General features: G+C 67.5%; 12 protein-coding genes. 6 read left to right on the forward strand and 6 right to left on the reverse strand.

From position 1 onward, the window contains the following. The first annotated feature begins 264 nt into the window (after nucleotides 1-264). Complete coding sequence (locus tag AB4Z00_RS01730; RefSeq protein ID WP_442044672.1) at nucleotides 265-2,715, forward strand: TonB-dependent receptor; 2,451 nt, start codon at nucleotides 265-267, stop codon at nucleotides 2,713-2,715. A 75-nt stretch (nucleotides 2,716-2,790) separates the two neighbouring features. Here AB4Z00_RS01730 and AB4Z00_RS01735 read toward each other — a convergent pair whose 3' ends face one another. The 6 genes from AB4Z00_RS01735 to AB4Z00_RS01760 form a co-directional block, all read right to left on the reverse strand. Continuing rightward, complete coding sequence (locus AB4Z00_RS01735; RefSeq protein WP_165921301.1) at nucleotides 2,791-4,206, reverse strand: efflux transporter outer membrane subunit; 1,416 nt, start codon at nucleotides 4,204-4,206, stop codon at nucleotides 2,791-2,793. Nucleotides 4,207-4,217: 11 nt separating this feature from the next. Then, complete coding sequence (locus tag AB4Z00_RS01740) at nucleotides 4,218-7,403, reverse strand: efflux RND transporter permease subunit (protein ID WP_442044674.1); 3,186 nt, start codon at nucleotides 7,401-7,403, stop codon at nucleotides 4,218-4,220. A 67-nt stretch (nucleotides 7,404-7,470) separates the two neighbouring features. Further along, nucleotides 7,471-8,760, reverse strand: coding sequence for an efflux RND transporter periplasmic adaptor subunit (locus AB4Z00_RS01745; protein ID WP_442044676.1), 1,290 nt, complete (start codon nucleotides 8,758-8,760; stop codon nucleotides 7,471-7,473). Further along, on the reverse strand, nucleotides 8,757-9,158 hold the full coding sequence (locus AB4Z00_RS01750) for a hypothetical protein (RefSeq protein WP_132261645.1): 402 nt from the start codon (nucleotides 9,156-9,158) through the stop codon (nucleotides 8,757-8,759). The genes AB4Z00_RS01745 and AB4Z00_RS01750 overlap by 4 nt, the downstream gene beginning before the upstream one ends. A gap of 479 nt (nucleotides 9,159-9,637) precedes the next feature. Beyond that, nucleotides 9,638-10,249 (reverse strand): TetR/AcrR family transcriptional regulator, encoded by a 612-nt coding sequence (locus tag AB4Z00_RS01755; RefSeq protein ID WP_132261643.1) that lies wholly within the window; start codon nucleotides 10,247-10,249, stop codon nucleotides 9,638-9,640. A 95-nt stretch (nucleotides 10,250-10,344) separates the two neighbouring features. After that, complete coding sequence (locus AB4Z00_RS01760) at nucleotides 10,345-11,157, reverse strand: ferredoxin--NADP reductase (RefSeq protein ID WP_132261641.1); 813 nt, start codon at nucleotides 11,155-11,157, stop codon at nucleotides 10,345-10,347. Between the two features lie 658 nt (nucleotides 11,158-11,815). Between AB4Z00_RS01760 and AB4Z00_RS01765 the strand changes: the two genes are divergently transcribed. The 5 genes from AB4Z00_RS01765 to AB4Z00_RS01785 all read left to right on the forward strand — a co-directional run bounded on the left by AB4Z00_RS01765 (nucleotide 11,816) and on the right by AB4Z00_RS01785 (nucleotide 19,471). Then, nucleotides 11,816-11,989, forward strand: a complete 174-nt coding sequence (locus tag AB4Z00_RS01765; RefSeq protein WP_166675302.1) for a hypothetical protein — start codon at nucleotides 11,816-11,818, stop codon at nucleotides 11,987-11,989. 102 nt (nucleotides 11,990-12,091) lie between these two features. Further along, nucleotides 12,092-12,628 carry an RNA polymerase sigma factor gene (locus tag AB4Z00_RS01770; RefSeq protein ID WP_132261640.1) on the forward strand — a complete coding sequence of 179 codons (537 nt, stop codon included), beginning with the start codon at nucleotides 12,092-12,094 and terminating at the stop codon, nucleotides 12,626-12,628. A gap of 98 nt (nucleotides 12,629-12,726) precedes the next feature. After that, nucleotides 12,727-13,689: a FecR family protein gene (locus tag AB4Z00_RS01775; RefSeq protein ID WP_442044680.1), complete on the forward strand. Its 963-nt coding sequence runs from the start codon at nucleotides 12,727-12,729 to the stop codon at nucleotides 13,687-13,689. A gap of 41 nt (nucleotides 13,690-13,730) precedes the next feature. Beyond that, complete coding sequence (locus AB4Z00_RS01780) at nucleotides 13,731-16,139, forward strand: TonB-dependent receptor (RefSeq protein WP_442044682.1); 2,409 nt, start codon at nucleotides 13,731-13,733, stop codon at nucleotides 16,137-16,139. A 146-nt stretch (nucleotides 16,140-16,285) separates the two neighbouring features. Continuing rightward, entirely contained in the window at nucleotides 16,286-19,471 is a 3,186-nt protein-coding gene (locus tag AB4Z00_RS01785) for an autotransporter outer membrane beta-barrel domain-containing protein (RefSeq protein ID WP_442044684.1), read from the forward strand. The last annotated feature ends 169 nt before the right edge of the window (nucleotides 19,472-19,640 follow it).

A 19,640-nucleotide genomic window follows, 5' to 3' on the forward strand; every position in this document is an offset into this window, starting at 1 on the left:
TGTCGGCGGCCAGCCATCCTATCGATCGGCATGGGGGCGCTTCGGCGCCCCCTTTTCGTTGCGGCGGACAATCTCCCAAGCCCGACCAGACCCCGCCGCAAGAGCGAATCGGGCGATTTCAGCGGCTTCGCGAGAATTTGGGCGAGTGTTCAAATAACGCCATGCCGTAGTTTGTCAGAAATGAAGCCATTTCATTTGACAAAAAGGGCCTCGCGCAAGCACCCATTCTCCCAATCAAGAGCAAAGAAATCGGAGGGAGAGTCAATGCGTGCGTTCAAGCAGCTGATGCTGTGTTCGGCGGGCCTGTCGGGTATGTGCGGCCTGGGGTGGGTTGCCCCTGCCCTGGCCCAGGAAGCGCCCGATGCGGTGTCGGCCAACGAAGCCAACGTCATCATCGTCCAGGCCCGTCGCCGCGACGAAGACGTGCAGGACGTTCCCGCCGTGATCGACACCGTCACCGCCGACGAGATCGGCAAGCTCAACTTGCGTGACTTCAAGGAAGTTTCGACGCTGGCGCCGGGTCTCCAGCTCGACACCAATGCCAACGGCATCGGCGGCAACGCCAAGATGCGCGGCGTCAACTTCGACGTGAACGCCAGCGGCAACAACCCCACCGTCGAATTCTACATGAACGACGCGCCGATCACTGCCGGCATCGTGCTGCAGCAGATGTACGACATCGGCCAGATCGAAGTGCAGCGCGGCCCCCAGGGCACGCTGCGCGGCCGCGCCTCGCCCTCGGGTTCGATCACCGTCACCACCAAGAAGCCCGACCTCTATTCGCTGGGCGGTTTCGTGGACATGACGGCCAACGACATCGGCACGCAGAACATCAAGGCCGGCCTTAACATCCCCGTGATCGAGGGCATCGCCGCGATCCGCGCCGCCGGCGTCTGGGATGAGAACGAGCTGGACCGCGTCCGCTCGATCTACACCAACCGCGATCCCTGGTCGCGCACCAAGAGCGGCCGTATTTCCGGCCTCGTCACGCCTACCGACTGGCTCCGCTTCGAAGGCATGTACCAGCGCCTCGACCGCGACCAGCGCAGCTACGACCAAATCGCCTCCTTCTCAGAGGTCAATCCGGACGCCGCGCCCAGCCCGGTCTACATCTCGTCGAAGGACCGCCTCTCGAACTACGAGAGCCCGCGCCTCGTCAACCAGGCCTTCGATGTCTACAACTGGCGCGCGGAAGCCAGCGGCTGGGGCCAGCGCCTGATCTATCAGGGCCAGTACTATACCCAGAAGATCCACTCGACGGAGAACTTCGACAAGGGCAACGCCTTTGCCGGCAATGTCGACCAGATCACCGATACCCGCTCCACCTCGGAATCGCATGAAGTCCGGCTGCAGAACGAAGCGCGCCTGTTCGGCATGGTCGACTACGTGGCCGGCTTCTTCGACAGCCACAACAAGCCGCATACGGACCTGACCAACCCGACGATCGTGGCCCTGCCCGCGGCCTTCGGCGGCGGCATTGCGCAAGTCGTGCAGACGCCGATCACCAGCCAGGGCAAGACTCACGAACAGTCGATCTTCGGCAACCTCACCGTGCATATCGGCGATGCTACCGAAATCTCGGGCGGCGCGCGTCATATCGATTACAAGGACGAGAGCCAGCTGATCGTCAACGGCGCCACGATCTCCAACAATGCGCAAAAGGCGAAGAAGTGGATCTACAGCGGGTCGATCAAGCACAACTTCACGCCCGACCTGATGATCTACGCCGCCACCGGCAGCTCCTGGCGGCCCGGCATCAATGTCGTGGGCGATTTCAACATCACCCCTTCGCCGCTGGAAAACTCGTTCCTTCACCTGCCGGCCGAAACCTCGGAATCCTATGAAATCGGCCTGAAGTCCACGCTCATGGACGGCCGCCTCCGCTTCAACCTCACCGGCTACCACCAGAAGTTCAAGAACTACCCCTACCGCGTGCCGGGTTCGGGCGTGTTCTACGTCAACACCGTCGCCCTGCGCGATCCCACCACGGGTGCGGTCACCGGGCTGGCCCAGCAGGTCAACAACTTCAACTTCGTCGGCGCCGTGCCGGTTGAGGTCAACGGTGTCGAAGGCGATGTCTCGTTCGACATCACGCAGGGCTGGACCTTCAACGCCTCGGCCAGCTACTCGCTGGGCAAGATCAAGGGCGGCAGCGTGCCGTGCAACGATCTGGACGGCGATGGCGTGCCCGATGCGACCACCAGCGCGCCCTCGCTGGCGGACCTTCAGGCCGCTGTCGGCGCCAACAACATCGCCGCCTGCGACGTCTCGCAACGGGCCTCGTTCATGGCGCCCTTCTCGGCCACCGTGCAGAGCGAATATTCGTTCCCGGCCTTCGGCGGCAACGATGCCTACCTTCGCGGCCTCCTGACCTACACCGGCAAGTCGCAGGGCGACCCCGGCAACGCCTGGGACGACGTGAGCGACTATGCCCTGCTGAACCTCTTCGCGGGCCTGCGCTCGGGCGACGGGGCATGGGAAATCGGTCTCTACGCCAAGAACGTCTTCGACACGACGAAGACGCTCACCCGCACCAACCCGCTGTTCACGGCCTATCAACAGCTTGGCTTCGCGGGCCAGTTCAACCCCGCCACCGGTCGCCCGGTCTTCACCGGCCCGACGGGCGCCACGGCCACGAGCACGTATACCGGCGTGACCACCACGGCCCCGCGCGAATTCGGCATCAACGTGCGCTACGCCTTCGGCTCGCGCTGACCGTAACGGCCGATACGAAAAGGGGGCGGCAAGGCATCACCTTGCCGCCCCCTTTCGTTTGGGCCGCGAAGCCCGTCAGGTTTCCTGCCAGCTACCGCCCAATGCCCGGAACAAGTCCACTTGGGCGAAGGCCACGGCGCGGGTCGCCGCTGCATAGTCGGCTTCGGACTGGGCCAGCGTGCGCTGGGCGTCGAGCACATCGAGCGCATCGATCTGTCCCCTGGTCTCGCGCGCCAGGCTGACGTTCGCCGCCCGCTCCGCCGCATCGCGGGCCGAGGCGAGGCGCGCCTTGCGCAGCAGAGCGTTGCGATAGGCCGAAAGCGCCGTCTCGGTCTCCTCCAGCGCGCGCAGCACGGTGCCGTCGAAGCTGGCAAGATCGGCCTTGGCATCGGCCTTGGCCCCGCCGATCCGCGAACGGATCGCTTCCTGGTTGGGGAAAGCCCAGGAAATCATCGGCCCGAGCAGCCAGCGCAGCGGTCCGCCGCCGAAGATGTCGGTCGCGCCGACTGCCGTGGTGCCGATCGATCCGCCCAGCGTGATCTTGGGATAGAGATCGGCCGTGGCCACGCCCACCCGGGCAGTGTCCGCCGCAAGACGGCGCTCGGCCGCCTTCACGTCGGGACGGCGCGCCAGCAGGGTTGCGCCGTCACCCACGGGAATCGGGCTGCTCACGTCCGGCGTGGTGGTGCGGGTACGCGCCGCCTCGGGCAGGTCCTGCGGGGTGCGCCCGGTCAGGGTCGCGAGACGGAACAGCGCCGCATCGCGGGCAGCCTGGAGGCTCGGGATCATCGCCGCCTGCTGCTCGCGAAGCTGGGTGACGCGGATCACGTCGAGCTTCTCGTTGAGGCCGCGCTCGAAGCGGGCATTGGTGATGCGCGCCGAACGGTCGAGCAGCTCCACCGTGCGCTGCGCGACGCCAAGCTGGTCGGCAGCGCTGGTGGCATCGACATAGGCGCGCACGGTATCGGCGACGACCGTCACCCGCACCGCATCGGCATCCTCCTGCGCGGCGCCGAGATCGCCGCGCGAGGCCTCGACCCCGCGCGAAACGCGTCCGAACAGGTCGAGTTCGTAGCTGACCGCAAGCTGGCCATCCACGCGGCGCCCTTCCCGATCGAAACCGGGAAGAGCCTGCGCTTCGGAAACGCGGCCATATGTCCCGCTGGCGCTGACGTCGGTCTGCGGCAGGCGGTCCGAGCGGGCGCCGCGCAGGCTGGCGCGGGCCTTCTCGATCCGCGCCACGGCCACCCGCACATCGGTATTGGCGGCCAGGGCATCGGTCACCAGACCGTCAAGCACCGGGTCGTTGTAGAGCCGCCACCAGGTATCGTCCGGCGCGGCGGCCGTGACTTCGGCGGTCTGGACGCCCACGAAGGGCGCCGCTGCCTGGGCCGGCGGCGTCGGCGCGACATAGTCGGGTCCGACGGCGCAGGCCGAGAGGGTGGTCGCGGCGAGAAGTCCCGCGACCAAGGATTTGATATTCAGGGACATCTTGCGTCCTTTCATTCCGCCGGCACGACCGCATGGTTGGCGTGATGACCCGCTGCAGGCTTGCGCCGCAGGGAGGCCGCCAGCTTGCGGCAGACGACATAGAAGGTAGGCGTGAACAGCAGGCCGAAGGCGGTGACGCCGGTCATTCCGAAGAACACCGCCGTGCCCAGCGCCTGGCGAAGCTCGGCGCCCGCACCCTTGGCGATCACCAGCGGCACCGTGCCGAGGATGAAGGCCAGCGAGGTCATCAGGATCGGGCGCAGGCGGGTGCGGGCCGCGTAGACGGCTGCCTCCACCGGCGAATAGCCCCGTTCCTCTTCGGCCTGCTTGGCGAATTCGACCACGAGGATCGCGTTCTTGGCGGCAAGGGCAATCAGCACGACGAGACCGATCTGGGTCAGGATATTGTTGTCCATCCCCCTGAGGTTCACGCCGAGCATCGCCGCGAAGAGGCACATCGGCACGATCAGGATGATCGCCAGCGGCAGGGTCAGGCTCTCGTACTGGGCGGCGAGCACCAGGAAGACGAAGAGCACGGCCATGCCGAACACCACGCCGGCGGTATTGCCTGCGGTGGCCTGCTGATAGGCGATACCCGTCCACTCGGTGCCGTAGCCCGAAGGCAGGGTTTCGCCTGCGATCTTCTCCATCGTCGCCAGCGACTGGCCCGAGGAGTAGCCCTTGCCGTAGCTGCCGTCGATTTCCACCGCCGGGTGCAGGTTGTAGCGCACCACGCGGTAGGGGCCGGTCTGGTCCTTGAAGGTCGCGACCGAGCCGACCGGGACCATCGAACCCGAGTCCGAGCGGGTCTGGAGGTTGGCGATGTCCGCCGTCGATCCGCGATGCTCGGCATCGGCCTGCGCGGTGACGCGATAAGTGCGTCCCAGCAGGTTGAAGTCGTTGATGTAGGCCGAACCGAGGTAGACCTGCATCGCCTCGAAGACCTTGGCGGGAGAGACGCCCAGCATGTCCGCCTTGCGGCGATCGACGTCGGCGAAGACGCGCGGGGTGTTCATGGTGAACAGGGTATAGACCTGGCTCAGTTCCGGTGCCTGGTTGGCCTTGGCGATCAGCGCGCCGGCAGCCTTCTGAAGCTCGGCCAGACCGCGCCCTTCCTTGTCCTCCACGACCATGCGGTAGCCGCCCGGGGGGACGATGCCGTTGATGGTCGGCGGCGGGATCAGCAGGACCTGCGCCTTGTCGTAGCCCTGCATCGCGGCCTGGGCCTGGGCCATGATCCCTTCATAGGTCACGCCGAGAGCTTTCCGCTCCTCGAAGCTCTTGAAGGGGAAGTAGATGGCGGCGGCGTCCGGCGCGGCGGTCTGCGAAGGACCGTGGAAGCCGGCGAACATCACCGCGCCGCGCAGGCCCTTGACCGGCAGGATGCGCTTGGCGACTTCCTGCGTCACTTCGTCCGTGCGGTTGAGCGACGAGCCCGGCGGCAGGAAGATCGCGGCGAGGAAGTAGCCCTGGTCCTGGTTCGGGATGAAGCCCGCAGGCGTCGCCCAGAACAGGCCCACGGTGGCAGCGATGAGCGCGGCATAGCCCGCCATCATCTTCACCGGGCGCTTCACCAGGGTGAGCGTGAGGCGGGCATAGCCCTCGCTCATGCGTTCGAAGCCGTGGTTGAACCTGTCCGCGGCGCCTTGCAGCGTGCGCTTCCAGCGCGGGGCACCCTCTGGCAGGGCATGGCGTTCCTTCAGCAGCATCGCCGCCAGCGCCGGAGACAGCGTGAGCGAAAGCACCAGCGAGATCACCGTGGCGGTGGTGATGGTGACGGCGAACTGCTTGTAGAACTGGCCCGACATGCCGGTGATGAACAGCGTCGGCACGAAGACCGCGCAGAGCACCAGGACGATGGCGATCAGGGCGCCGGTCACTTCGTCCATCGAGCGGCGAGCAGCCTCCAGCGGAGACATGCCCTCCTCGATGTAGCGTTCCACGTTCTCGACCACGACGATCGCGTCGTCGACGACGATGCCGATGGCGAGCACCAGCCCGAACAGCGAGAGGTTGTTGAGCGAGTAGCCGACCGCCGCGAGCATGATCGCGGTGCCGACCAGCGAGACCGGGATCGCGATGATCGGAATGACGGCGGCGCGCCAGTTCTGGAGGAAGACAAGAATGACGAGGACGACGAGGATCACCGCCTCGAACAGGGTGTGGTACACCGCGTCGATCGACTGACCGATGAACTCGGTGGGGTTGTAGATGACGGAGTATTCGAGGCCCTTGGGGAAGTGCGTGGCCACGTCGTCCATCTCGGCGCGCACGGCCTTGGCGGCGTCGAGCGCGTTCGAGCCCGGACGTTGCAGCACGGCGATCACCACCGTGGGCTTGCCGGAAAGGTAGGTGTTGGTGGTGTAGTCCTGCGCGCCCAGTTCCACGCGCGCCACGTCACGCACGCGGACCTGGCGGCCTTCGGCATCGGTGCGCACGACGATGTCGCCGAACTGCTCGGGCGTTGTCAGGCGGCCCTGCATCTCGACGCCGACCTGATAGGCGTTGCCGCGATCATACGGTGGCGCGCCGATCGCACCGGAGGAGACCTGCACGTTCTGGGCCTTGAGCGCGGCGACGATCTCGCCCGCGGTCAGGTTCATGGCGGCGGCCTTGGTGGGATCGATCCAGATGCGCATGCCGTAGTCGCGCGAGCCGAACAGCTGCACATCGCCCACGCCGTTCAGGCGCGAGAGGCGGTCCTTTACCTGCGTGAGGGCATAGTTCGACAGGTAGTCACGGTTGAACGTGCCGTCGGGCGACTGCAGGTTCACGACCATCAGGAACTCGGGCGAGGTCTTGCGCGTCACCACGCCCATCGCGCGCACCGCGTCGGGAAGGCGCGGCTCGGCAATGGCGACGCGGTTCTGCACGAGAACCTGCGCGGCATCGAGGTCGGTGCCGATCTTGAAGGTGACGGTGATGGTCACCTTGCCGTCGCCGGTCGACTGCGAGGACATGTAGAGCATGTCGTCGACGCCGTTGATTTCCTGCTCGATGGGAGCGGCCACGGTGTCGGCGACGGTTTCGGCGGAAGCACCGGGATATTGGGCGGTCACCGTCACCGTCGGGGGGACGATGTCGGGATATTGGCTGACCGGCAGGCCGAAGAACGCAAGCGCACCCACCACGGTGAGGATCACCGCGATGACGCCTGCGAAGATCGGCCGGTCGATGAAGAACCGGGAAAATCGCATGGGAATATGCCCCTCTCACGGGGAGCGGTCACTCAGTTTGAGGACCGCTCCCCCGGTTGGGTGAATGTCAGTTGGCGAGCGTGGCCTGCGCGGCCACGGGCGCGCTGGGACCGGAGACGACCGCAGCCGCCTTGGGGTCCGCCGCGATCTGGCCGCGACGGGTATTGACCTTGGCGCCGGCAATGGCGGCCTGATAGTTGGAGATGACGACGCGGTCCGTGGGGGCAAGGCCGGAGCGGATGACGCGAAGGCCGTCCACCAGCGGGCCGAGTTCGACCGGCTTGGCCGCGACTACGCTGTCCTTGCCCACCGTCAGCACCACCTTGCGGGCCTGGTCGGACTGGATCGCATCGTCGGGCACCAGCATGGCCTTGACCGTGCCGCCTTCCGCCAGACGCATGTTGCCGAACATGCCCGGCGTCAGGAACCCGTCGGCATTGTCGAGCACGGCGCGCACGCGGATCGTGCCCGAGCGCGGGTCGAGCCCGTTGTCGGTGAAGTCCAGCTTGCCGTTCCAGCGATAGGCGGCCTCGTCCTGGAGGCGGACCTGGACGTTGGCGGCGTCCTTGTGCTCGGCCTTCTCGCGCTGGGTCTTGAGGAACAGCGCTTCGGAGGCATCGAAGGTGAAGTAGATCGGGCTGACGGCATTGATCGTGGTCAGCAGCGTGGCGCCGGTGCCGTTCTCGCCCGAGACGAGATTGCCCACGTCCACGCGGCGGTCGGAGATACGGCCCGAAATCGGCGCGCGGACGGTGGCGAATTCGACGTCGAGCGAACGCTGGCGCACGCGAGCATCGGCGGCAGCCAGCGCGGCAGTGGCAGCACGGACCTTGGCGCGAAGCTGGTCGACTTCGCTGGCGGCCATGGCCTCGTCACCCTTCAAGCCGGCGACGCGGGCATAGTCCGATTTCGCAAGGACGAGCGCGCTCTGGGCGGAGGCCACTTCGGCCTGCGCTTCGGCCAGCGCGGCGCGGTAAGGACGCGGATCGACGGTGAACAGCGGCTGCCCTTCGCGGACGAAATCGCCGTCCTTGAAGAACAGCTGCGTGATCGCGCCCGAGACACGCGGGCGCACTTCCACCGACTTGCTGGGTGCGAAGCGGCCGACATAGTCGTCCCACTCGGTCACGTCGCGGATCAGCGGATTGGCGGCCTGGACGACGGCAGGCGCCATCGGCGCTGCGTCGGCTTCGGAGTGGCTGAAGGTTTTCCAGCCGATGCCCGCCACCGCGACCAGCGCGATGGCGGCAATGGCGGCCTGGCGCCCGCGGGACGGGCGGCCTCGCGGGCGGCTGCGCGGAAGCTCGGCTTCCGCTTCCGCCGCGGCGAGGGTTTCTGGGGATACGGGGAAATTCACGCGGCAAGCCTCCGGAACGGGGCGCGGGAGCGCCCGATAAAATCGATGACGGCGCCGATCTTGGCTTCGCTGTGGCCGGCCGCGCGGGCTTCCTTCATGACGGAAGCGGGCAGCGTGTAGCCATGATGCCAGGCCTGGACCGCCAGGCGGCGCAGCGCTTCCAGCTCCTCGTTGGCGAGCGTGGGCGAAGGCGGCTGCGGGCCGAAGATCAGGCGGGCAAACCAGCCGCGCTTGCGCTGCGGCCGGAGCGTTTCGAGACCATCTCCCCGCGCCAGTTCGACGATCCTGCGCTCGAAGCGCGAGAGGATTTCGGACACGGCGCCAAGGGGCGTCTCGGGAATGGGGCGGGTTACGGGCAGCGCCTGGAGCGCCGCATCGGAAAAGTCGATGAAGGCCATGATTCGTGCTCCCTGGAAAGTGCCCGGCACGCGCCCTCGGGACAGGAGGGGAAAAAGGGCGCGCGCCGGGGTTCTCCGGCGCAAGGGGCGTCGGAAAGTCTTGAGACGCAGAAGGACACTCCCCGGAATCGCACTTCCGAAAACGTCTTCTGCACAGGTTCGTATTCTAGGAGTCACCTGCGGGGACAGGCGGCACCGAGGGGAGGCCCGGTTGACCGGACCCTTGGGAACTTGGCCCCCGCTACTCCCTCAAGCGGCGAGTCGGGTTACCTCGTTCTGTACCAAGCGGTATATATTGCGGTGCAGTATCCCGTCAAGCGACTTTCTGTACCGCTTGGTAAGATTTGTTCGAAAGTGCTCATTTCAAGGCCTGAACGCCGGTTGAATGAGATTTTTTCGAAGGGCCCGTTTACGCGGCGTCATCCTGACACACGTTCAGGATGATCCGGGAAAGCGCGCGAATTCGGCGCTTAAGCCGCTTAACGGCCCGGCCACATCGTCAGGTAGGTATCGACGACGCCCTTCAATTCCTGCGCGCAGGAACCGCCCTGGGCCTTGACGGACATGCCCTGGAGCACCGTCGTCAGGCATTGGGCCAGGCAGCGCGGATCGACGGTGTCGGGCAGATCGCCCTCGGTCTTGCCGCGTTCGAAGCGTTCGATGAGCGCTTCCTCGGTGGCGATCCGGCGTTCGGTGACGAAGTTGCGGATCGAGGGATCTTCCATCGTGCAAGTGACGGTGGACATCACGCCCAGGCAGCCATGCGGATCGCTGCCGCCGCAATGGGTGGTGATCGCCCCTTCCAGCAGCCGCTCGGCCACGCCGCGCGCGGTGGCGGCTTCCAGCGCCTTGCCGACATAGGCCAGCTTGTCGCGCTCGTAGAGGTCGAGCGCCTTCTTGAAGAGCGCTTCCTTGTTGCCGAAGCAGGCATAGAGGCTAGGCTTGGTGATGCCCATGGCCTCGGTCAGCTCGGCCATTGACGCGCCTTCGTAGCCGCGCTGCCAGAACACCCGAAGCGCCGCCGTCAGCGCCTCTTCGGGGTCGAACTCACGCGGACGACCGCGAGTCGTAGTGGGGGCCGAACATTTCATACCGGTCGGTATATAGGTAGCACCCTGCCGTCCGTAAAGTGTCACGCTCGATCATAGACCAAGCGTGACAGGCAACGGAAGAAGCCGGGACTTCCTTAACCTACGAACGCACGTTCGATGACGAAGTCGCCCGGCTTGGCATTCGAACCCTCGGTGAAGCCCCAGGATTCGAGGTCGGCCGAGAAGTCCTTGATCATGTCCATCGAGCCGCAGAGCATCACGCGGTCGGTCTCGGGGTTGAAGCGCGCATCGCCCTTCAGACCTTCGAACATCCGGCCGCTTTCCACCAGGGCGCCGATGCGGCCGCTGGTATGGAAGGGTTCGCGCGTGACGGTGGGCACATAAGTCAGCTGCACCAGCGCCTGCTCGGCCACCAGCGGATCTTCGGCCAGCTGGCTTTCCAGTTCCTCGCGGTAGGCCAGGTCGCTGACGCGGCGGACGCAGTGGACGACGACGATCTCGTCATAAAGGTCATAGACGTCCGGGTCGCGGATCAGCGACATGAACGGCGCGAGGCCGGTGCCGGTCGAAAGCATGAACAGGCGCTTGCCCGGCAGCAGCGCGTCCGTGACGAGCGTGCCGGTGGGCTTGCGGCCGAGATAAATCTGGTCGCCCGGCTGCACGAGCTGCAGGCGCGAGGTCAGCGGGCCGTCCGGCACCTTGATCGAGAGGAACTCGATTTCCTCGGCCCACGAAGGACTGGCGATCGAATAGGCGCGCAGCAGCGGGCGCTTCTCGCCCTGGAGGCCGAGCATGACGAACTCGCCGGAGCGGAAGCGGAACGATGCCGGGCGCGACATCGTGAAGCTGAACAGGTGCTCGTTCCAGTGGCGGACGCTGAGAACTTCCTCGACCGAAAGGGCCGTCGTGGGTTCAAGAGTGGGCATCACGGCCTGACCGTCGCTCATCAATTCATTCCTCGGGTGGTAGAGTGGCTAAGCTCACATGTGGGCCCAAACAGGCGCGAGCCCGCAGAGTCAAGGCTTTCAGCGGGGCCGGAAGCATTCCGCATCGCTACGGAACCGACGCCCCTCCGCACGCCATGCGCGCGCTGGCGGCGCATAGCAGATGCAATCGCAGGCGCAAGCGCCCGGTGCCGGGAGAGGCGAAAAGGGATCATGGGCTTGGAGGTTTCGCCTAGTAGCCCGGTTCGCCGGGCTTGCAACGCAATTGCATTTTCACGCCCGAAAGCCAGACTTGGCCACGCATCCGGGAACGCCGGTGCCGCACATTGCGCGGCCTGCGGCGCGAAAACTCTCACCGCACCATGCGCCGCTCCGCATGAAAGACGCCTGCTGCGGCCACGTCCGGGTGCGGCGACGCGGGAGGCATCGATCGGAACCGGGAGCAAGGCAGCAGCGGCAAACATAGCGGCGCGACTACTATTGTTGCTATCGACTTGCAATAGCACACATGCACACATCTGTTGACGTGCAGCGCCGGCGACGTGAGGCAAGGCGCGACCCTTCAAGAAACTGGAACAAGACGAACCAACTTATCCCAATACCCTGAACGGCCGAAACGGAGGAAACAGATCCCGCCACCAACGCCGCGAAAGACCCTGCCATGACCCGCCTTCTCGAACCCTTCCACGACCGCGCCAACCGCTTCGCCGACATGGCGCAGCCGGTCATCATCGCCATGGGAACTGCGGGCCTCACCGGCGGCGCCATGGCGGCCTTGGCCCTGTTCACTGATCGCGCCATCCAATCCCGCGCCTCCGCCGCCGCGCACCGCTGACGGGACGGCCCAGCGCCCGGGCCGCGCACCCGCCGGCCTTGCGCGCCAGAGGCTTTCCCCGAGGCTGCGGACAGTCTATCTGTCGCCGCGAAAACCGCGACCATGCCTCCCTCCTCACCCCCTTCCCCCTCCCGATCGGGCCTGGAAGCCGCCTTTCTCGAGAATCGGGACAAGCTGCTGCACTTCCTGCGCGCGCGCGGCGCCGGAGATTCGGCGGAGGACATCGTCCAGGAAGTGTGGCTGAAGATCTCGCGCAGCAGCCCCGGCCCTGTCGCCTCGCCGCTCTCCTATCTGTTCCGCACCGCCGACCTCCTGATGATCGACCGCTTCCGATCCGCCCGGCAATCCGGCACGCGTGAGCGCGACTGGACGGACGCGAATGCAGACGACGCCGGCGCCTCGCCCGAACCTTCCGCCGAACGCCGCCTTGCCGCCGCGCAGGAAGCCGGGCGCGTGCTCTCCCTGCTTGAAAGCCTGGGCCCGCGCGTCTCGGCCATTTTCCGCAGCCACCGGATAGACGGCATGGCGCAGAAGCAGATCGCGGCCGCATTCGGCATCAGCGTCAGCACGGTGGAAAGCGACTTGCGCATCGCTTATCGGGCGCTCGCCCAATGGAAGGAACGCAGCGATGAGGCCTGAGACCGAAAGGCCTGAGACCGAAAGGCCTGGGACCGGCAGCCTCAGAACAACAAGGCCGTCGCCCATCGTCTCCGTCTTCGCCGCAGAAGGAGCGCGCGATGAGTGAAGACGACAAGATCCGGGCCGAGGCGCTCGACTGGGCCGTGCGCGCGGGCGATCCGGCCTTCGAGGACTGGGAAGGCTTCACGCGCTGGCTCGACGGGAACCCCGCCCATGCCGCCGCCTACGACCGGATCGCCGCGTCCGTTCTGGACGGGGCCGAACTGATCGCCGCCGCCGCGCCGGCCAATGACGATGGGGGCGAAACGCCCGTTCCGACAGGCGCCGCGCCGCGCCGGTCGGCGCGGCCGTGGATCGGCGGCGCGCTGGCCGCGTCGCTGGCGCTCGTCGCGGGCCTGTGGATGTGGCAAGCCGGCAGCCGCGACCTCTACCGGATCGAGACCGCACCGGGCCAGGTCCGCACCGTCGTGCTCGACGCGCAGACACGGGTGGATCTTGCCGGCGGCACCGCGATGGCGTTCGACCGCAAGGACCCGCGTTTCGCCCGGCTCGAAAGCGGCCAGGCGCTCTTCACCGTCCGCCACGACGAGGCCAGGCCGTTCCGCGTGACGGTGGGCAAGGACACCCTCGTCGACGTCGGCACCGTCTTCGACGTGCGCAGCCAGAGCGGCGACCTCAGCGTGGCGGTGTCGGAAGGCGCCGTGCAGTTCAATCCCGAAGCGCAGGACCTGCGCATCGCCCCGGGCGAGATCCTGCAGCGGCGCGGCCGGTCCGGCGACTATACGCTGGGCAAGATCGCGCCGGAGCAAGTGGGCGAATGGCGGGGCGGGCGGGTGACCTTCCAGGATACCGCGCTCGGCGCCGTGGCCGCCGATCTCACCCGCGCGACAGGCGTGGACTACCGCGTGGCGCCCGGCAGCGCCGAGCGGCAGGTTTCCGGTTCGCTGCTGGTGGCACCGCTGCGCAAGGACCCTGCCGCCCTCGGCCCGCTGCTGGGCGTCGAGGTCCGCGCCGAACGGCCGGACGGCGCCGAACCGCGCTGGGTGATCGGCGTGCGCTGATCGTGAAGGGTGCGGCGTGGCTTCTGGCGGCCCTCGCGGCCATGCCTGCGACTGCCTTGGCGCGCGATGCCGACGTGCTGACGCGCGCCGGCACGGCGAGCGAAGCCGTCGTCGAACTGGCGCGCCAGACCGGCACCAGCATCGTCATCGCCGATCCGGCGATCGCCCGCCGCCCGATCCCCGCACTGCGGGGGCGCATGCCCGTGGCCGAGGCGCTGAACCGGCTTGCCCGCGCGGCCGGGGCGCGCGCCGTTCCGGTCGGTCCCTCGGCCTGGCGGCTCGAAGCCGCGCGGCCCGCAGCACCCCTCGCCCGCCCGCCGCGCGAGGCAGCCCGAACCGCAGCGCCCTCCGCCCCTGCCGAAACGCGCGGCGAGCCGATCGTCGTCCAGGCCACCAAGCGCGACTTGCGGGTGGAGGATGTGCCCGGCCAACTCGCGATCCTTGACGGCAAGGCGCTGGAATCGGGCGGCGTGGGCGGGACGGAGAAGTTGACCCGCCAGCTGGCGACCGTGTCCTCGACCCATCTCGGCAGCGGGCGCAACAAGCTGTTCATCCGCGGCATCGCCGATTCCAGCTTCACCGGCCCGACCCAGGCCACCGTCGGCCAGTACCTGGGCGACATGCGGCTGACCTACAATGCGCCGGACCCGGACCTTCGCCTGTCCGACCTTGCCCGCGTGGAAGTGCTCGAAGGACCGCAGGGCACGCTCTATGGCGCCGGCTCCCTGGGCGGGATCATCCGTCTGGTGCCTCATGCCCCGGTCATGGGGGAAACGGGCGGCACGGTGATCCTGGGCGGCTCGTTGACGCAGCACGGCACGCCCGGTGCCGATGCCAGCGCAACGGTCAATCTGCCGCTCGCGGGCGAGAGCGTGGCTCTGCGCGCCACCTTGGACAGCTCCACCTCCGGCGGGTACATCGACAAGCCACTGCTCGGCCGTACCAACGTCAACCGTTCCAACGTGCTGGGCGGCAAAGTGGCCCTGCGCGCCCGGATCGCGCCCGACTGGACGATGGACCTGCTCGCGCTGGCCCAGACCACCGAGGCCGACGACAGCCAATATGCGGACCGGGACGGCAAGCCGCTGGAAAGCTCGGCGCGGGTGCCCGAAGGCTCAAGGGCGGACTATGCCCTCGGCCAGTTCGTGATCTCGGGCCGGATCGGCGCGGTGAATCTGCGGTCGACCACCGGGATCGTCGCGCAGGACCTGCACGAGCATTATGACGCCAGCGAACCCGGCGGCGATCCGCGGCTGTTCTCGCAGACCAACGATACCCGCATGATCGTGCACGAAACGCGCCTCTGGCAGAGCGAGCGGCACGGCTTCGGCTGGCTGCTCGGCGCGAGCTACACCCACAACCGCACCACCCTCAATCGCGACTTCCAGAGCCCGGCCTTCTCGGTGCGCAAGGCAGCGACGGGGGTGCGCAACACCATCGACGAATTCACGCTCTACGGCGAGGCCAGCCTGCATCTGGCCGGTCCGCTGACGGCGACCGGCGGCGGCCGCCTCACCCGCTCGCGGCTCGGCGGCGACGGGGAGGATATCGCCATGGCCACCACCATGGCGCTCGCCGCTTCGGGCGTGACGGCAAAGCGCACGATGAGCACTTTCCTGCCCTCCTTCGCGCTGAACGCCCGTTTCTCGCCGGAAGATTCGCTCTACTTGCGCTACCAGGAGGGTTTCCGCCCCGGCGGCTTCGCGATCGAGAGCAATGCCGTGCGCCGCTTCCAGAGCGACCGCACCGGCACCTTCGAAGTCGGTGCCCGCCATGGCCGCGCCGGCGCCAGCCCGTTCGACATGGCGCTCAGCCTTTCCTACACGCGCTGGCGGGACATCCAGGCAGACTTCATCGACGGCTCCGGCCTGCCCAGCACGGCGAACATCGGCGACGGCCGCGTCTGGTCCGCCAGCATCTCGGGCGGCGTGCTGCTCGCGCCAGGCCTGCGCGTGGAACTGGGCGCGACCTGGAACGAGAGCAAAGTGGACGAACCGTCCGCGGCGCTGGTGCAATACGTGCTGGCGCCGGTCGGCCTGGCAGCGGCGACGCTGTCGCGGGCGGACGTCCTGCGCTACGTGTCCGCGCGGGGCATGCAGGTGCCGAACATCGCCCGGTTCGCCGGCCACTCGGCCCTGGCATGGACGCATGAGCTTGGCGGGTTCCGGGACGGAGACTGGGCCATCAACGCCAACGGCTGGGTCAATTACATCGGCCGCTCGCGCCTCGGCATCGGGCCGGAACTGGGCGCACCCCAAGGCAACTACGTCGACAGCGGGTTCGACATGCGGTTCGGCACGCCTGCTTACGGCCTCACCCTGAGCGTGACCAACCTCGCCGATGTCCAGGGCAACCGCTTCTCGCTCGGCACGCCGTTCAGTACCGGCCGCGAGCAGGTGACGCCGCTGCGTCCGCGCACCTTGCGCCTGGGTCTCGACGCGCGGTTCTGACGGCACGATCCGCGCACCGGCCATCGCCGGATTCCCGCCTTCCCTGCTGACGGGCGGAGCAAGCGCAGACGGGAAGCGAAACTTTTTTCCAAGGCTGCCGGCGAGTGTCTCCGTCTCAGGTGTCAATACGACCTGAAGGGACGAAGATGCCTCGCTACCTGCTTGCTTCCACCGCGCTTTTCGCATTGGCGACTGCCGCCCACGCCGAAGACGTGACGACCAAGAAGACCACGCCGCTGCTCACCTCGACGATCAAGGCCGGTGCGGCCGACGCGATCAACGTGACCAAGGACGGCTCGGTCGTGCTGACCGGCGGCACGGCCGTGACGATGGACAGCAACAACAACGTCGCCAATGCCGGCGCCCTGACCGTCACCAATGCCAACGGCGCGCGCGGCATCGTCGCCAATGCCGGGACCACGGGCGACATCGTCAACACCGGCACGATCACGCTGGACGAGCCCTATACCCCGACCGACGACGACAAGGACGGCGATCTCGACGGTCCCTTCGCCCTCGGCTCGAACAGGATCGGCATCCGCACCGAAGGCGATCACATCGGCAAGATCACCCAGAGCGGCACGATCACCATCGAGGGCAACGATTCCGCAGGCGTTTCGCTGGGCGGCAAGCTCACCGGCAATTTCACCCATGACGGCAAGACCAGCGTGCTGGGCGACAACGCGATCGGCGTGAAGACCGGCCAGATCGACGGCAACGTCCGCCTCGCCGGTTCGGTCCAGGCCCAGGGCAAGAACGCCATCGGCGCGCAGTTCGGCGGCGACGTCAACGGCGCGATGGTGGTGCAGGGTTCGATCGTCTCGACCGGCTACCGCTATCCCACCCCGCCTGCCGATCCTTCCAAGCTCGACGCCGACGACCTGCTGCAGGGCGGCTCCGCGATCGTCATTGCGGGCAATGTGACCGGCGGCATCGTCCTGGCCGTGGCGCCCAAGGACAGCGATCCCAACAATGCCGACGAGGATGGCGACGGCATTCCCGACGCCACCGAAGGCGCGGCCAAGGTCTCCAGCTACGGCAAGGCGCCAGCCATGGTGATCGGCGCGGCCGGCAGGGATATCGCCATCGGCCCGGTTGCGGCCACGGCCAGCAAGTACGGCCTCCAGATCGACGGCACCGTCGAAGGGCACGGCCTCTACACCGGCATCGACGGCAATGGCCTGGCCATCGGCGGCCTTGGCGGCAACGTGACCATCGCGGGCGGCATCGGCATCAACGGCTCGGTCGCGGCGACTTCCAAGGACGCCGCCGCCACCGCCCTGCGCCTCGGCGCGGGGGCGAGCACGCCGCTGATCCAGAACGCCGGCACCATCAGCGCCTCGGGCGCCCAGGCCGTCGCCGTCCGCATCGACGCCGGCGCCAGCCTCCCCATCTTGCGCAACTCCGGCACGATCAAGGCAGCCGCGGTCAACGAGAACGGTTCGGCCACCGCCATCAGCGATGCCAGCGGCACGCTGGCCCTCGTCGAGAACAGCGGCGCCATCTCGGCCACCGGCGCCAAGGCGGGATCGGGCAGGAACGTCGCCATCGACCTCTCCAGGGCGGCCGGCAGCGTGACGGTGAAGCAGACCCAGGTGGGCGCGGGCTTCACCGCCCCCTCGATCGTCGGCGACATCCTGCTGGGCGGCGGCAACGACGTGGTCGACATCGCCGACGGCACGGTGACCGGCAACGTCGCGTTCGGCGGCGGCAACAACACCCTCTCGCTTTCGGGCGATGCCGTGCAGACCGGCAACGTCACATTCGGCGCCGGATCGGACAGCATGACCCTGGCGGGATCGTCGCGCTTCGTCGGCACGGCAGACTTCGGCGGCGGCACCGATACGCTTGCCCTTGCCGGCACTTCGGTGTTCTCGGGCGCGCTGGCGAATGCCGGCAATCTCGCGGTCAAAGTCACCGGCGGCACGCTCGACGTGAAAACGCCGGCTTCGATCGGGTCGCTCGAAGTCGGCAAGGACGGCGTCCTTGCGGTGACGCTGAACAAGGCACCGGGCCAGGGCTCGGCCTATAACGTCGCCGGTACCGCCTCCTTCGCGGACGGGGCCAAGCTCTCGATCAAGCTGGCCGACGTCTCGACCGCCGAAGGCAGCTACCAGGTGCTCACTGCCGGCACGATCCAGGGCCGCGACACGCTGAAGGCCGCGACCGACCTCGTGCCCTACATGTTCAAGGCCACGCTGAACGATACCGCCGCCGCCAATACCCTGGTGGTGGACATTGCCCGCCGCACCGTGGCCGAACTGGGCCTCAACCGCTCGCAGGCGACGGCCTACAATGCGATCTTCACGGCCCTCAGCCAGGACGAGAAGATCGAGGACGTGTTCCTGGGCATCACCAATGGCGACCAGTTCCGCCAGAGCGTGGGCCAGATGCTGCCCGACCATGCTGGCGGTGCGTTCGAAGGCATCAGCCTCGGCGCACGCACGCTCGCGCGCCAGCTCATGGACCCGGTCAACCCGGTCTGGGGCGAAGGCCGGTTCAGCACGACGATGAACCTCTCGTTCTGGGGCAGCGACAAGAACGCGGGCAGCACCGCGGCCTACAACCTGCAAGGCTACGCCATGTCGCTGGGCGCGGAGTACCTCACCGGGCTCGGCCGGTTCGGCGGCACGTTCTCGTACTTGTGGAACCGCCACACCAGCGGCGGCACCAGCGAGATCAAGTCGAACTCGTTCGAATTCGCCGGTCACTGGCGCGGCCAGTTCGGCGCGGTCCAGGGCTTCGGCCGCGCCTCCGTGGGCCGTTCGAACTACGACAGCGAGCGCCAGTTCATCGGCGCGATCGGTACCGAGAACGTCAACCGCACGATCAAGGGCAAGTGGAACGGCACGTTCGTGACCGCAGCGGGCGGTGCTTCGTGGGAGGGCGGCGGCAGCCACTTCTTCTACCGTCCCGCCGTCTCGGTCGACTACGTGCGCCTGAAGGAAGACGGCTATACCGAGAACGGCGGCGGCAAGGCGCTCGACCTCACGGTGGCCTCGCGCACCAGTGACGAGCTGGGCGTCAACGGCGGCCTGACCCTCGGCATCGACTTCATGGGCATGCAGAGCCGCGACGAGAACTGGTTCCGCGTCGAGACCGAGGGCGGCTGGCGCGAAATCGTCAGCGGCGGCATCGGATCGACCACCGCCCACTTCGCCGGTGGCCAGAACTTCACGCTCGACGGCGACGAGGCCACCAGCGGCTGGTTCGCCCGCCTGCGCGCAGTGGGCGGCACGCTGGGACTGACGATGGGCGGCGAACTCTCGGCCGAGGATCGCCACGGCCATGTCGACCTCGCCTTGCGCGGATCGGTCACCATCGGCTGGTGATCGCCCGCGCCTGAGCAAGGCTGGAAACGGCCACCGGACCGGCGCCCCAGCCGGTCCGGACCGCCGCGCAAGGAACGCCGCCCCACCCCAACCCCGCGCCCCCAAGGCGCACGGCGTTCCTTCCGCCCAGCCTCCGGCCCCGGTCGTCCCCAAATACGACCGGGGCCGG

The sequence above is a fragment of the Novosphingobium sp. YAF33 genome (assembly GCF_052113265.1).
Taxonomy (GTDB): domain Bacteria; phylum Pseudomonadota; class Alphaproteobacteria; order Sphingomonadales; family Sphingomonadaceae; genus Novosphingobium.

Coding starts and splice junctions, on each gene's coding strand:
- AB4Z00_RS01730 (WP_442044672.1), top strand. CDS start 265: ATGCGTGCGTTCAAGCAGCTGATGCTGTGTTCGGCGGGCCTGTCGGGT.
- AB4Z00_RS01735 (WP_165921301.1), bottom strand. CDS start 4,206: ATGTCCCTGAATATCAAATCCTTGGTCGCGGGACTTCTCGCCGCGACC.
- AB4Z00_RS01740 (WP_442044674.1), bottom strand. CDS start 7,403: ATGCGATTTTCCCGGTTCTTCATCGACCGGCCGATCTTCGCAGGCGTC.
- AB4Z00_RS01750 (WP_132261645.1), bottom strand. CDS start 9,158: ATGGCCTTCATCGACTTTTCCGATGCGGCGCTCCAGGCGCTGCCCGTA.
- AB4Z00_RS01755 (WP_132261643.1), bottom strand. CDS start 10,249: ATGAAATGTTCGGCCCCCACTACGACTCGCGGTCGTCCGCGTGAGTTC.
- AB4Z00_RS01760 (WP_132261641.1), bottom strand. CDS start 11,157: ATGAGCGACGGTCAGGCCGTGATGCCCACTCTTGAACCCACGACGGCC.
- AB4Z00_RS01765 (WP_166675302.1), top strand. CDS start 11,816: ATGACCCGCCTTCTCGAACCCTTCCACGACCGCGCCAACCGCTTCGCC.
- AB4Z00_RS01770 (WP_132261640.1), top strand. CDS start 12,092: ATGCCTCCCTCCTCACCCCCTTCCCCCTCCCGATCGGGCCTGGAAGCC.
- AB4Z00_RS01775 (WP_442044680.1), top strand. CDS start 12,727: ATGAGTGAAGACGACAAGATCCGGGCCGAGGCGCTCGACTGGGCCGTG.
- AB4Z00_RS01780 (WP_442044682.1), top strand. CDS start 13,731: ATGCCTGCGACTGCCTTGGCGCGCGATGCCGACGTGCTGACGCGCGCC.
- AB4Z00_RS01785 (WP_442044684.1), top strand. CDS start 16,286: ATGCCTCGCTACCTGCTTGCTTCCACCGCGCTTTTCGCATTGGCGACT.